At 57.1% G+C, this 12,498-nt stretch carries 11 protein-coding genes; 5 read left to right on the forward strand and 6 right to left on the reverse strand.

The features are described from left to right. Nucleotides 1–199 precede the first annotated feature (199 nt). Complete coding sequence (locus RMV17_RS05295) at nucleotides 200–1,306, forward strand: NADH:flavin oxidoreductase/NADH oxidase (RefSeq protein ID WP_095119340.1); 1,107 nt, start codon at nucleotides 200–202, stop codon at nucleotides 1,304–1,306. A 202-nt stretch (nucleotides 1,307–1,508) separates the two neighbouring features. Here RMV17_RS05295 and RMV17_RS05300 read toward each other — a convergent pair whose 3' ends face one another. After that, the gene (locus tag RMV17_RS05300; protein ID WP_034154835.1) at nucleotides 1,509–3,137 is read right to left on the reverse strand and encodes a glucan biosynthesis protein D; all 1,629 of its coding nucleotides are present in this window, start codon (nucleotides 3,135–3,137) and stop codon (nucleotides 1,509–1,511) included. Nucleotides 3,138–3,537: 400 nt separating this feature from the next. On the opposite strand from RMV17_RS05300, the gene RMV17_RS05305 reads away from it, so the two are divergent. Next, nucleotides 3,538–3,723 (forward strand): hypothetical protein, encoded by a 186-nt coding sequence (locus RMV17_RS05305; RefSeq protein WP_311885950.1) that lies wholly within the window; start codon nucleotides 3,538–3,540, stop codon nucleotides 3,721–3,723. A 49-nt stretch (nucleotides 3,724–3,772) separates the two neighbouring features. Here RMV17_RS05305 and RMV17_RS05310 read toward each other — a convergent pair whose 3' ends face one another. Further along, nucleotides 3,773–4,285, reverse strand: a complete 513-nt coding sequence (locus RMV17_RS05310) for a Bro-N domain-containing protein (RefSeq protein ID WP_311885951.1) — start codon at nucleotides 4,283–4,285, stop codon at nucleotides 3,773–3,775. A 300-nt stretch (nucleotides 4,286–4,585) separates the two neighbouring features. Between RMV17_RS05310 and RMV17_RS05315 the strand changes: the two genes are divergently transcribed. The 3 genes from RMV17_RS05315 (at nucleotide 4,586) to RMV17_RS05325 (ending at nucleotide 7,448) form a co-directional block, all read left to right on the forward strand. After that, nucleotides 4,586–5,839, forward strand: a complete 1,254-nt coding sequence (locus RMV17_RS05315; protein ID WP_311887017.1) for an ATP-binding protein — start codon at nucleotides 4,586–4,588, stop codon at nucleotides 5,837–5,839. Next, nucleotides 5,836–6,474 (forward strand): RloB family protein, encoded by a 639-nt coding sequence (locus tag RMV17_RS05320; protein ID WP_311885952.1) that lies wholly within the window; start codon nucleotides 5,836–5,838, stop codon nucleotides 6,472–6,474. Before RMV17_RS05315 ends, RMV17_RS05320 begins: the two co-directional genes overlap by 4 nt. 416 nt (nucleotides 6,475–6,890) lie before the next feature. Next, nucleotides 6,891–7,448 (forward strand): hypothetical protein, encoded by a 558-nt coding sequence (locus tag RMV17_RS05325; RefSeq protein ID WP_311885953.1) that lies wholly within the window; start codon nucleotides 6,891–6,893, stop codon nucleotides 7,446–7,448. Nucleotides 7,449–7,506: 58 nt separating this feature from the next. Here the strand turns inward: RMV17_RS05325 and RMV17_RS05330 are convergent, their stop codons facing one another. The 4 genes from RMV17_RS05330 to RMV17_RS05345 all read right to left on the reverse strand — a co-directional run bounded on the left by RMV17_RS05330 (nucleotide 7,507) and on the right by RMV17_RS05345 (nucleotide 12,490). Beyond that, a complete protein-coding gene (locus RMV17_RS05330) occupies nucleotides 7,507–8,991 on the reverse strand; it encodes an APC family permease (protein ID WP_077571272.1) in 1,485 nt (494 codons plus the stop codon). Nucleotides 8,992–9,167: 176 nt separating this feature from the next. Next, nucleotides 9,168–10,592: a gamma-aminobutyraldehyde dehydrogenase gene (locus RMV17_RS05335; protein ID WP_311885954.1), complete on the reverse strand. Its 1,425-nt coding sequence runs from the start codon at nucleotides 10,590–10,592 to the stop codon at nucleotides 9,168–9,170. Between the two features lie 160 nt (nucleotides 10,593–10,752). Further along, nucleotides 10,753–11,580 (reverse strand): ABC transporter permease, encoded by an 828-nt coding sequence (locus RMV17_RS05340; RefSeq protein WP_034154841.1) that lies wholly within the window; start codon nucleotides 11,578–11,580, stop codon nucleotides 10,753–10,755. Then, nucleotides 11,570–12,490, reverse strand: a complete 921-nt coding sequence (locus RMV17_RS05345; RefSeq protein WP_007908947.1) for an ABC transporter permease — start codon at nucleotides 12,488–12,490, stop codon at nucleotides 11,570–11,572. The genes RMV17_RS05340 and RMV17_RS05345 overlap by 11 nt, the downstream gene beginning before the upstream one ends. Between the last annotated feature and the right edge of the window lie 8 nt (nucleotides 12,491–12,498).

Here is a 12,498-nt window from a genome sequence, read left to right on the forward strand (position 1 = left end):
GCGTCCTTTCACACACTGAATCACTCTGAACCCTCCCTCATCCCCGGTTGTCGACTAGGCTCTAAGCACTGCTTGATTGGCCTTGTGACGTCTTGTCGAATTTTTTGCCCGCGGGGGCGGGTGTTGCGCCTTTTTCCTGTCACTCGTCGACTATTCAAACAGAACCCTGGAGCCTGCCCACTGATTTGAGAGGTGCCCCATGAGTCTGCTGCTTGAACCCTTCACTCTTCGCCAACTGACCCTGCCCAACCGCATCGCCGTCTCGCCGATGTGCCAATACTCAAGCGTCGACGGCCTTGCCAACGACTGGCACTTGGTGCACCTCGGCAGCCGCGCGGTGGGCGGCGCCGGACTGGTATTTACCGAAGCCACCGCGGTCACCGCCGACGGGCGGATCACCGCCGAAGACCTCGGCCTGTGGAACGACGAACAGATCGAACCGCTGCAGCGCATCACCCGCTTCATTACGTCTCAAGGCGCGGTTGCCGGCATTCAATTGGCCCACGCCGGGCGCAAGGCCAGCACCCATCGGCCGTGGATCGGCAAGCATGGTAGCGTCAAACCCGATGATGGCGGCTGGACCCCGGTCGGGCCCTCGCCGATTGCTTTCGACCCTCAGCACACCCAACCGAAACAGCTGGATGAAGGGCAAATCGCTGACGTCATTCAGGCCTTTGTCGACGCCGCTAAACGCGCGCTGAAGGCGGGTTTCAGTGTGGTTGAGGTGCATGCGGCGCATGGTTATCTGCTGCATCAGTTTCTTTCACCGTTGAGTAATCAGCGTCGCGATCAGTACGGGGGATCGTTCGAGAACCGTATTCGTTTGGTACTGCAAGTCACCGAAGCGGTGAGGGCGGTCTGGCCAGAGGAGTTGCCGGTGTTTGTTCGCGTGTCGGCCACAGACTGGGTAGAGGATGGCTGGAACCCGGATGAAACCGTGGAGCTGGCGCGACGCCTGCACACCCTTGGCGCGGATCTTATCGATGTGTCGTCGGGCGGGACGGCGGCCAACGCGGAAATTCCGGTTGGGCCGGGTTATCAGACGCGTTTCGCCGAGCGTGTGCGCAAGGAGTCAGGCATCGCCACCGGCACCGTGGGAATGATTACCGAGCCGGCGCAAGCCGAGCATATTCTGCGCACCTGTCAGGCCGACATCATCTTCCTCGCCCGCGAGTTGCTGCGTGATCCGTACTGGCCGCTGCATGCCGACGATGATCTGGGCGGGCGCAAAGCGGTGTGGCCGGCGCAGTATCAGCGTGCAACCCATCGGGATCAGCCGATTCACGAGTCTGATTTGCGCGATTGAGTCAGTCGCAACAAAGCAAAAAGCCCCGGTCAGTGATGGCCGGGGCTTTGTTTTGTCTGATGGTCTTTTGTTGAAATACTGCCGTCATCGCTGGCAAGCCAGCTCCCACAGGTTTGGCGTCGTACACAAAAATTGTGATCAACACCAAACGCTGTGGGAGCTGGCTTGCCAGCGATGAGGCCCGAACAGGTACCTCAAATCATCAAGGGTATTTGCGCTTGTCCGGCGCCGGCGGGAAGTACTGGTACAACCAGGTCTCGCTCAACGTGCGGTCATTGGTGCGGATAAACAAGCGCAGCTCCACCGGCTCAACACTGTCATTGGTCGGGTACCAGTCAAACAGGATCCGGTAACCCTTGATGTCATCCAGCACCAGCACGCTGAAATCCTGTACCTTGCCATTCGAGCAGGTCACCACCGGCTCGATCCCGGTGCCCTGCGGCAGTCGATCCAGACCGCCACCAGTGAAGTCAACAGCGAAACGACGCGCCCACACTGGCGGGTAATGCTCGCCCGGTGCCCAACCTTCAACGAAACCGCCCATGCCGGAACGGGTCGCGTGCACCCGTGCCAACGGCGTACCCACTGGCGGCAATGCGCTCCAGTAAAGCTTGTAGCCGTAGTTCAGCGAATCCCCGGCGGCGACCGGTTTTTTCGGGGTCCAGAATGCCACGATGTTGTCGAGAGTCTCGCCGGTGGTAGGGATTTCCAACAGATCGATAGAGCCTTCGCCCCACGCGGTGGTCGGTTCTACCCACAGGCTCGGGCGTTTGCTGTACCAGTCGACGGTGTCCTGGTAGTTGGCGAATTCATGGTCGGTCTGCACCAGACCGAATCCTTTCGGATCGGTGTCGGCAAAGGCGTTGAACTGCAGGGTCGCCGGGTTGTTCAGCGGACGGCAGATCCACTCGCCGTTGCCGCGCCACATCGCCAGACGATCCGAGTCGTGGATTTGCGGGTGAATGGTGTCGCACATACGGCGTTCGTGAGTGCCGCAACTGAACATGCTGGTCATCGGCGAGATGCCCAATTGCTCGATCGCCGTGCGCGCATTGATGTGCGCATCGACTTCCATCACCACGCGCTCGGCCTGGCAATCGATGTCGAAGCGATAGGCGCCAGTGGCACTCGGCGAGTCGAGCAGGGCATACACCACAAATCGGGTGGCGTTCTTGTCCGGTGTCTCGAACCAGAACTTGGTGAAGTCGGGGAATTCTTCGCGTTTTTTCGCGTAAGTGTCGATCGCCAGACCGCGCGCCGAGAGGCCATATTGGCCAGTGGCGTCTACCGCACGGAAATAGCTGGCACCGAGGAACGACAACACATCGTGACGATCCAGTTCCGGCGCTTTGAACAGCTTGAAGCCGGCAAAACCGAGGTCACCCTTGAGCTGCTGGGTGTCGACTGAAGTGTTTTCATAGTTGAACAGTGCCGGGCGGAAATGCACTTCGCGGGCAGTGCGGGTCTTGGCGTCGACGCTGTACATGCGCACCGGCTGACGGAACCCCATGCCGACGTGGAAGAACTGCACGTCCAGTTGGCCCTTGTTTTCCTTCCACAGCGAATGCTCGCCGTCGTAGCGGATCGCGTTGAAGTTCTGCGGGGTCATGGTCGCCAGGGTTGGCGGCAGCACCTGTTTGGTGTCCTGATAGGCGCTGCCAGCCAGTTGCTTGGCCTGGCGCTTCAGTGCTTCGAAGTCAAAGGCCTGAGCCTCGCCATCGGCGGCGCCGCCATTGGCCGCCCACGCACGGCTGGCCAGCAGGCCAGTGGCCGAAAGACCGGTGTAAGCCGCAATGGCCATGGACGCTTTGAGCAAATTCCTGCGGTGCATAAATACAACCTGTCGTGTGCAATCCCGCGCCGTTCCTGGCACGTGCTGGATCAGAAATAACGGTTCGGACAAGCCTTCGGCCAAACGCAACGGACTATTAACAGATGCCGGCTAGCTTAAACGGTTCGCTCGCAATGCAAAATTTGTTGATTCACCGCGCCAGTGTGTCAATGAAACAAGACATGTCGGTTAAAAATCTGACAGGGCGTTCTGATTTACACGGCATATCTGCTTTTTTCGACTAATTACTCTAAAAACCGCTTTTCAGCGCCGATTTAATTTCTATTCTATGGGCATGACCGGTGCGACCCATCTGACCGGTAGGGCACACGGCGCTGCTGTAAGGGGCAGGGCGATGTGGTGTTTTAGCAATTCTTTGAAGTATTGAAGGACATCGTCCATGGCAAAAATACAAGGGATCACCGACATGTTGGGCATCTTTCCCTGCCTCGGCAGCGCCCGCAAAAGGCGTCGGCTCAGCTCTGACGAAGTGAAGCTGGTGGAGCGTTATCGGGAGCTTTCGGAGAATGACCGGATTGCGATGCGGTATCTGGTGGATGCGATGCGGAGTGTTTCGCGGTTTTGAGTGGAAATAAAAGGGGCGGACTGAAAGGTCCGCCCCTTTTTTATTTGGATCAGCTACACGTTCCCAGGACTGGATACGGCCGCTGGCCGTGCATCAACTCCGGCACATCCCGCCATTTGACCCACGCCTGCTGTTGCCAGTGCAGCAGCGGCACGGTAACGCCTGCCCAATGCATTGAGCTCAGACTTGGGTGGTTTTCCACTGGATTTGAATGGGGGGCGCGCAGCATCGGGATGACTTCATGGCTCAGCCATTGGCGAAGGTGTCGGTTTTCCGGGACGAAGTGATGGACGAGCAGGGCGAACAGGCCGGACTCGCTGACCATCGCGCAATCGATGATTTCGCCGTCCCGACGCAGAAGGACATGGCGACGCTGGTCGGGATCGAGTTTCAGGGTGAGGCGTTCGTTTAGCGGATAGCCCATCAAGCGACCGAGATCCTGAACACGGAACCAGGCTTCGTGATCTTGCATGAAGGCGTGGAGGAAACGGTTGTGGCGGGTGAAGACGATGGGGGTGAAGAACGCGGAGCTTTCAGAAGGAATTTGTACATGGTTAGGCATTTGTCGACTCCAATATCGAGAATAGAGCCGCCACTCAAATGAGTGCGGTTGCGCCATGTTGATTTTGTTCCGGCTTCGACACCGGGCTGCTGTTGTCACAGCCGGAAAGAAGACTATCTGCCGTGTGCTCCACGCACCAAGTCTGTTCTATCGACAATAACTGTAGGAAATGGGGCTTTTTCAGGAAGGCTGCATCTGTAGGAAATGCCTGTTTTTGCACTCACTGCAGTCCGTCTGCATCTGAAGCCTGTTTTTTCGTTTATTCATGAAAACCCAAGCAATGAACTGCAGGTTTTCTCCATGTTGATCGAATTCTCGGTATCCAATTACCGCTCATTTCGGGACAGGCAAACCCTGTCCATGGCGGCGAGCCCTCGTTTGAGCAAAACACGCAATACGTTCAAAGCCTCCACGAGCGCAGAAAAGCTTCCGGAGCTGTTGAAGGTTGCAGCTATTTACGGTCCGAACGCCTCCGGAAAGTCTTCACTAATCCGCGCAATGGGTATCGTCGGGCGCTTGCTAGCGACACCACATGGTTCAAATGACGAAGCGCTACCCGTTTCACCCTTCCGATTTGATTGCACTCTGAGCGATGCGCCCAGTGTCTTTGAGTACGACTTTATTCAGGGCGGACTGCGCTATCGGTTTGTCCTCGGGCTGACCGCGCAGAGGATTGTTCAGGAACAACTGACTGCTTACCCGAAAGGTAAGGAAACACTGCTTTATGACCGCCGGTTTGATGCAGAAGGTGAGCATTACCTGTTTGGTAAAACCCTTGAGGGCGGCAAGGAAGTGCATTGCGCCTGGCGCCGATTGACCAGTCCGACGATGCTGTTTATTGCACAAGCCGTCACTCATAGCAGCGAAGAGTTGAGTCAACTGCGCACTCCATTCAGTTGGTTTCAAACCGGTCTGCTAGTCATTGAACAAAACAACATGCTTGGCTTATCCACAGCCTCGATTCGCTTTCTGCAAATGGTCAAAAATCATACGAGCAACCTGCGCGATTTTCTCAGTGCGCTGGATATTCCTGTGTCTGCGATACAGCTCGACCCGGATGACGCCTCTGCAGACTTGAGCAACAGAAAACTGACCTTGAAGGAGTTCTTCGCGGCGGCTCAAAGGGACAAACTGACCCTCACGCATTCCAGCATTTCAGGCGATGCGCAGTTCGACTTCTCGGAGGAGTCTTGCGGAACCAAAAACCTGATTGGCTTCTGGTTGCCCTGGTTCATGATGAATCAGGCCGGTGGCAGTGGGATCCTCTGCGTCGACGAACTGAATAGCAGTCTTCATCCCGAAATCGTCGCTGACTTGATCGCAAAGCATCTGGACAGTGGGTTGGATACCCAACTGATTTTCACGACACACGATACCCATCTGATGAATGAAAAGATTCTGCGGCGTGACCAGTTCTGGATTACAGAACGTGATGCTCATGGCGCCACGAGCTTGTTTTCCGTACACGATTTTGAAGGCCGGGAAAGCGAGGATGTCGAGAAGCGTTACTTCGAAGGGCGTTATCGCGGGCTGCCGCTGATAAGGCAGGGGTGAGGGTAGTGAGTTCGTTCAAATCGTTTGATCGCAAGGCTTCCCGCTTCAAACCGCAGCCTAAGGTGCTGGTGTTGTGTGAAGACAGTAAGTCAGGGAAACGTTATCTGGAGGAAGCCGCGTTTTATTTTCGGGCCAGGGCCCAGGTTGAGATCGTCCACTGCGGTGTTACACATCCAAGCGGCATTGTTGAGCGAGCAGTCGTAAGGCAAAAAAGCTTCGATAAGGTGTTCTGTGTTTTGGATCGAGACACCCACATGTGCTTCGAGCGAGCGTTGAATGTGGCGAAGTCTTATCCAAAAATCCAAGTCATCGCATCTTATCCGTGCTTCGAGTTTTGGCTACTACTGCACTTTGGCTACAGTCGAAAACCGTTCAGCACAGCCGGGAAGAACTCTCCGGCTGATTTGGTGACCAAGAGCCTCAGAGCAAAACCCAGCATGGCTGACTATCAGAAAGGCAAAGACGTCAGCTACTTCGCTCAGCTACTCGGAAAGCCATTTCAGCAGGCAAGAGCGCTGGCCCCCAAAGTTCTTGAGGATGTCGCCCTCAGTGGCGAACACAACCCAAGCACTGAAATTCACCTATTGATGGATGAGTTCGAAGCCCTCTCAAAGCTCCAGCCGATTGACACATAAGCCCTCTCCGAGCCTCCCCCCATTGGCCTGGCTCAGTAGCTGAGAGGAGACGTTGCTGGCAGGCGCTGGCTGAACCAAGGCCATTCAGTCGCCATCGACTGTAGGAAACAAGATTTTTCCTTGAAGGTCACGCCTGTAGGAAATGCCTGTTTTTGCACTGGCATCAGTGAAACCACCTCTAACCAGTATTTTTTCCGTTATTTGTTTGAATCTCGCGCATCGCTACAAATGCTCGGCCCTTGGTTTCCGGGCTCAAAGGATTGTTACGAATAACGGAGAAATCACCACCGATGGATGCTGGAATGTTTTGGTTGTAGATGATTTGTTTGATCGATGGACGCGGCCTGCGCTGTTCTGCGTAAATACCCGAAGGTAGGGAAAATTTACGTCGCAGCGCTAACTTGGAAGTGAACTCAATGACGACTGTATTTATTGCCGGCTCTATCAACATCAAGAACCTTGATCCGAAGGTTAAAGAGCGCATCAATAATATCGTGGCATCTGAGTTTGAGGTGGTGGTTGGGGATGCAGGTGGCGCCGATACCTCCATTCAGGAGTACCTGCTGAGTCTTGAACGATCCAGAACCACGGTGTTCTGCAGCGGTTCGGCACCGAGGAACAACCTCGGGCATTGGCCCGCGAGGACAGTCTATTCCAAACATTCGAAAGGGTCGAGAGCTTTCTTCACCGAAAAAGACGTCGTTATGGCCGAAGCAGCTGACTACGGTTTGATGATCTGGGACGCAAAGAGTACCGGTACGCTCAGTAACGTCATTGAACTGTTGTCGAGAAAGAAGAAGTCGCTTGTTTTCGTCAACAAGGAAAAGGAATTCAAGGTGGTCGGAGACGTCAGTCAGCTCGAAGAATTGATTGCATTCATGTCCGATCACGCCAAGCAAAAAGCCAATGAAAAAATCAAACTGTTCGACCGTATTTCCCTGTTGAAGCACGATCAGGCGGAGCTTTCTTTTTGATGAGGTTTCACGGCTTACCTGAACTCCGGCACCTTGTCGGTGCCGGGATCAAACGCTCTTAGCGACTCACCTTCCACGCATCCCCAGCCGGCGCCTTGCCATGGTCATACGGCTTGCCAATCCACATATAAACCAGGCCCAAGCCAATAACGATCGCCGTGCTCAACACCATCGCATAGTTCACATACCACGCCGCGTCCGGTGTGCGTGGCCAGGCCATGTTGATGATTGCGCCGACGCCGTACACCAGCGCGCCGATGTTCACCGGCCAGCCCCATGCGCCGAGGGTGAATTTGCCGCTCGGTTTCCAGCCTTTGCTGCGGGCGTACAGCGCGGCCAGCACGATCATCTGGAATGCGAGGTAGATGCCGATGGCGGCGAAGCTGACGATGGTGGCGACGGCGTCTTGCAGGAAGAAGCCGAGGGCGATGATCAGCGCGGGCAGGACGCCGGACACGAACAGTGCGGCAACCGGTACTTGGGTGGTAGGAGAAATCTTTTTCAGCAGTCGGCTGCCGATGACCATTTCATCGCGAGCGTAGGAGTACAGCAGACGGCTCGCCGCGGCTTGTAGGCTGATGACGCAGGAGATGAAGGAAATCATTACTACGCCCATCACCACTTTCGAACCGACCGGGCCGAAGGCGTTGTTGAGGATGGTGGTGACCGGGTCTTTGTCGGTGCCGTTGATCACCGCTTGCATGTCTGGCACAGCGAGGATCAGCGCGAGGCAGGCGAACATCGCCGCGATGCCGCCGATGTAGATGGTCATGCGCATGGCCACCGGGATTTTCGCGCTCGGGTTCGGGGTTTCTTCGGCGACGTCGCCGCAGGCCTCGAAGCCGTAGTAGAGGAACATCCCCGCCAAAGACGCCGTCAGGAATGCCGGCAGGTACGAGCCGTCGACGCTGATGTCGAAGGTGTTGAACAGCACGCTGAGCGGTTGATGGCGTTCGAATACCAGCAGGTACACGCCGACGATCACCGCGCCGACCAGTTCGCAGAGAAAACCGAACATGGCGATGCGCGCCAGCACTTTGGTGCCGCTGAGGTTGACCAGTGTGGCGAACAGGGTCAGCACCAGGGCGATGACGATGTTGGTGTTGTTGCTCGGCTCAAAACCGAGCATCGCGGCCAGGTACGGGCCAGCGCCGACGGCAACTGCAGCAATGGTGACGCAGAGGGCGATGGAGTAGATCCAGCCGACCATCCATGCCCATTTTTTACCGACCAATCGGCGTGCCCAAGGGTAAACACCGCCGGAAATCGGGAACTGCGAGACCACTTCGCCGAAGATCAGGCACACCAGCAACTGGCCGCAACCGACCAGTAAGTAGGCCCAGAACATCGGTGGGCCGCCGGCGGCGAGGCACAGGCCGAAGAGGGTATAAACCCCTACGACCGGTGACAGATAAGTGAAGCCCAAGGCGAAGTTTTCCCACAGGCTCATGCTGCGGTTGAAGTTCGAGGTGTAGCCCAGTTTGCGCAGTTGTTCGGCATCGCTGTCGGCAACGGCTGCGGCGAGATCGGGTGAGGAACTCATGTGTGTTTGCTCCGTGAAGTCGGCAGATTTCGGATGGCCGAGGCCGTGGCGGGGCCATGCAGGCGCCGCCCGGTTCGGTGGTTATTGTTTTGGGATCCTGGTGGTGCGTAATGCCGGTTTCCTTCCTGAAACCGGGATGACGCCTTCGCGAGCAGGCTCGCGAAGCTTGTAAAGGCTTAGTGCTTGAACATCACATGCCGAACCGTGGTGTAGTCCTCCAGCCCATACATGGACATGTCCTTGCCGTAACCGGACAATTTCTGACCGCCATGGGGCATTTCGCTGACAAGCATGAAGTGCGTATTCACCCATGTGCAGCCGTACTGCAAACGCGCCGACATGCGATGCGCGCGTCCTACATCCGCTGTCCACACGGAGGACGCCAGGCCGTAGTCCGAATCGTTGGCCCATTCCAGTGCCTGTGCTTCATCAGTGAACTTTGTCACTGAAACCACCGGCCCAAACACTTCGCGACGCACGATCTCGTCGTCCTGCTGGGCATCGGCCAGTACGGTCGGTTCAAAGAAGAAGCCGTTACCGTCAACAGCCTTGCCACCAGTGATCAAACGAATGTGCGACTGCGCCACGGCGCGCTCGACAAACCCGGCAACACGGTCGCGATGTTGCGCAGTAATCAGCGGTCCCAGTTCAGTCGACGGATCATCCTGCAAACCGTATTTGATGCTGCTGACCGCCGCGCCGAGCTTCTCGACGAACTTGTCGTAGATGCCCTGCTGCGCGTAGATCCGGCACGCGGCGGTACAGTCCTGCCCGGCGTTGTAAAAACCAAAGGTACGAATGCCTTCCACCGCCGCATCGATATCGGCGTCATCGAAGATGATTACCGGCGCTTTACCGCCCAGCTCCATGTGCATGCGTTTAACGCTGTCGGCGGTGCTGGAAATGATGTTGGCACCCGTGGCGATGGAGCCGGTCAGCGAAACCATGCGCACTTTCGGGTGAGTAACCAATGGGCTGCCAACGGTAGGACCGCGGCCAAACACCAGATTGAGTACACCGGCCGGGAAGATTTCCGACGCCAGTTCGGCCAGACGCAACGCGGTCAGCGGAGTTTGCTCCGACGGCTTGAGTACCACGGTATTACCGGCGGCCAGCGCCGGGGCGATTTTCCAGGCGACCATCATCAGCGGGTAGTTCCACGGCGCGATGGAGGCGATCACGCCGACCGGGTCGCGGCGGATCATCGAGGTGTGGCCGGGCAGGTATTCGCCAGCGGCCGAACCGCTCATGCAACGGCTGGCGCCGGCGAAGAAACGGAACACGTCGGCAATCGCCGGAATCTCGTCGTTGAGCGCGGCGCTGTAGGGTTTGCCGCAGTTGTCGGATTCGAGCTTGGCCAGTTCTTCGCCGTGGGCTTCGATGGCGTCGGCGAGCTTGAGCAGCAGCAGCGAACGGTCTTTCGGCGCGGTTTGCGACCAGTCGGCGAAAGCGTTATCGGCAGCGCGCACGGCGGCATCGACCTGGGCCTCAGTGGCTTCGTTGATTTCTACCAGGACTTCGCCAAGCGAGGGATTGAGCACTGGTTGCGCCGGGCCTTCGCCGTTGACCAGTTGGCCGTTGATCAGGAGTTTGGTTTGCATGTCTGTTGTCCTCACTAACGCTTTTATTGTTCTGCCGAAACCGAACCCATGTAGGAGCTGCCGAAGGCTGCGATCTTTTGATGTTGCTTTGAAGATCAAGATCAAAAGATCGCAGCCTTCGGCAGCTCCTACACGGGATTCGGTTTCTTCAGTTATTCGGTTATTTGCCGCCGCTGCCGGCAACGCTTTCGCCACCGCGCGTCAGGTAATACGCGCCGAGAATCGGCAGCATGGTCACCATCATCACCAGCATCGCGACGACGTTGGTCACCGGTACATCCCGTGGCCGGCTCAGTTGATTGAGCAGCCACAACGGCAACGTGCGTTCATGCCCGGCGGTAAACGTGGTGACGATGATCTCGTCGAACGAAAGCGCAAACGCCAACATGCCCCCGGCCAGCAACGCCGAACCAAGGTTCGGCAGGATGATGTAGCGAAAGGTCTGCCAGCCATCGGCGCCGAGGTCCATCGAGGCCTCGATCAAACTGTGCGAAGTCCGGCGCAGGCGGGCGATGACATTGTTGTAAACGATCACCACACAGAAGGTCGCGTGGCCGACGATGATGGTGAACATCCCCGGCTCGATGCCCAGCGTCTTGAACGTCGCCAGCAAGGCGATCCCGGTGATGATCCCCGGCAGCGCAATCGGCAAAATCAGCATCAGCGAAATGCCTTGTTTGCCGAAGAAATCCCGGCGGTACAAAGCGGCCGATGCGAGTGTGCCAAGCACCATCGCAATCAACGTGGCGATAGCTGCGATCTGCAATGAAAGCTTGATTGACTCCAGTACATCCGGCCGCGAAAACGCCACGCTGAACCAGTGCAATGTGAAGCCCTTCGGCGGAAAGCTGAACGCGGCTTCTTCAGTGTTGAAGGCGTAAAGGAAGATGATCAGGATCGGGAAGTGCAGAAACACCAACCCGCCCCAGGCTGCGATTTTCAGGCCCAGTGAGGCTTTCTCCCCCTGCTTTTCTGAATTAGAGCGCATCGAAAGCCCCCAGTCGTTTGACGATGGACAGGTAAACCGCGATCAACACAATCGGCACCAGCGTGAATGCCGCCGCCATCGGCATGTTGCCGATCGCACCTTGCTGCGCATACACCATGCTGCCGACGAAGTAGCCCGGCGGCCCGACCAGTTGCGGCACGATGAAGTCGCCCAGGGTCAGCGAAAACGTGAAGATCGAACCGGCGGCGATGCCCGGAATCGACAGCGGCAAAATCACCTGCATAAAGGTCTGACGCGGCTTCGCACCAAGGTCAGCGGAGGCCTGCAGCAGCGACGGCGGCAGACGTTCCAGCGACGCCTGAATCGGCAGGATCATGAACGGCAGCCAGATATAGACAAACACCATGAACCGCCCCAGATGCGAGGTCGACAAGGTGCTGCCGCCGACGCCGGGAATCCCCAGAATGAACTGCAACACTGGCTCCAGCCCCAAGTGCTGCACGAACCATTGCGCCACGCCGCCCTTGGCCAACAGCAACGTCCACGCGTAAGCCTTGACGATGTAACTGGCCCACATTGGCATCATCACCGCGATGTAGAAAAACGCCTTGGTCTTGCCCGTGGTGTAGCGCGCCATGTAGTAGGCGATCGGGAACGCGACGATGGCGCTGGCAATCGACACAACGATGGCCATGCTCAGCGTGCGCAGGATGATGTCGAAGTTCGACGGCTGAAACAGCGCAGCAAAATTCGCCAGGGTCAGGTCAGGCGTGACCGCCATGGTGAAGTCGTCGAAGGTGTAGAAACCTTGCCACAACAGCACCAGCAGCGAGCCGAGATAAATCGCGCCGAACCACAGCAACGGCGGCACCAGCAGCATCGACAGATACAGGTTAGGCTTGCGGTAGAGCAGGTTGGAAAACCTGCGCAACGGCGGCGATGCAGTCATCGCGAGCG

The organism is Pseudomonas sp. VD-NE ins (assembly GCF_031882575.1).
GTDB classification, from domain to species: domain Bacteria; phylum Pseudomonadota; class Gammaproteobacteria; order Pseudomonadales; family Pseudomonadaceae; genus Aquipseudomonas; species Aquipseudomonas fluorescens_BZ.

Bases quoted from the DNA above. Each gene is read 5' to 3' on its own strand.
- RMV17_RS05295 (WP_095119340.1), top strand. From the start codon at position 200: ATGAGTCTGCTGCTTGAACCCTTCACTCTTCGCCAACTGACCCTGCCC.
- RMV17_RS05300 (WP_034154835.1), bottom strand. From the start codon at position 3,137: ATGCACCGCAGGAATTTGCTCAAAGCGTCCATGGCCATTGCGGCTTAC.
- RMV17_RS05305 (WP_311885950.1), top strand. From the start codon at position 3,538: ATGGCAAAAATACAAGGGATCACCGACATGTTGGGCATCTTTCCCTGC.
- RMV17_RS05310 (WP_311885951.1), bottom strand. From the start codon at position 4,285: ATGCCTAACCATGTACAAATTCCTTCTGAAAGCTCCGCGTTCTTCACC.
- RMV17_RS05315 (WP_311887017.1), top strand. From the start codon at position 4,586: ATGTTGATCGAATTCTCGGTATCCAATTACCGCTCATTTCGGGACAGG.
- RMV17_RS05325 (WP_311885953.1), top strand. From the start codon at position 6,891: ATGACGACTGTATTTATTGCCGGCTCTATCAACATCAAGAACCTTGAT.
- RMV17_RS05330 (WP_077571272.1), bottom strand. From the start codon at position 8,991: ATGAGTTCCTCACCCGATCTCGCCGCAGCCGTTGCCGACAGCGATGCC.
- RMV17_RS05335 (WP_311885954.1), bottom strand. From the start codon at position 10,592: ATGCAAACCAAACTCCTGATCAACGGCCAACTGGTCAACGGCGAAGGC.
- RMV17_RS05340 (WP_034154841.1), bottom strand. From the start codon at position 11,580: ATGCGCTCTAATTCAGAAAAGCAGGGGGAGAAAGCCTCACTGGGCCTG.
- RMV17_RS05345 (WP_007908947.1), bottom strand. From the start codon at position 12,490: ATGACTGCATCGCCGCCGTTGCGCAGGTTTTCCAACCTGCTCTACCGC.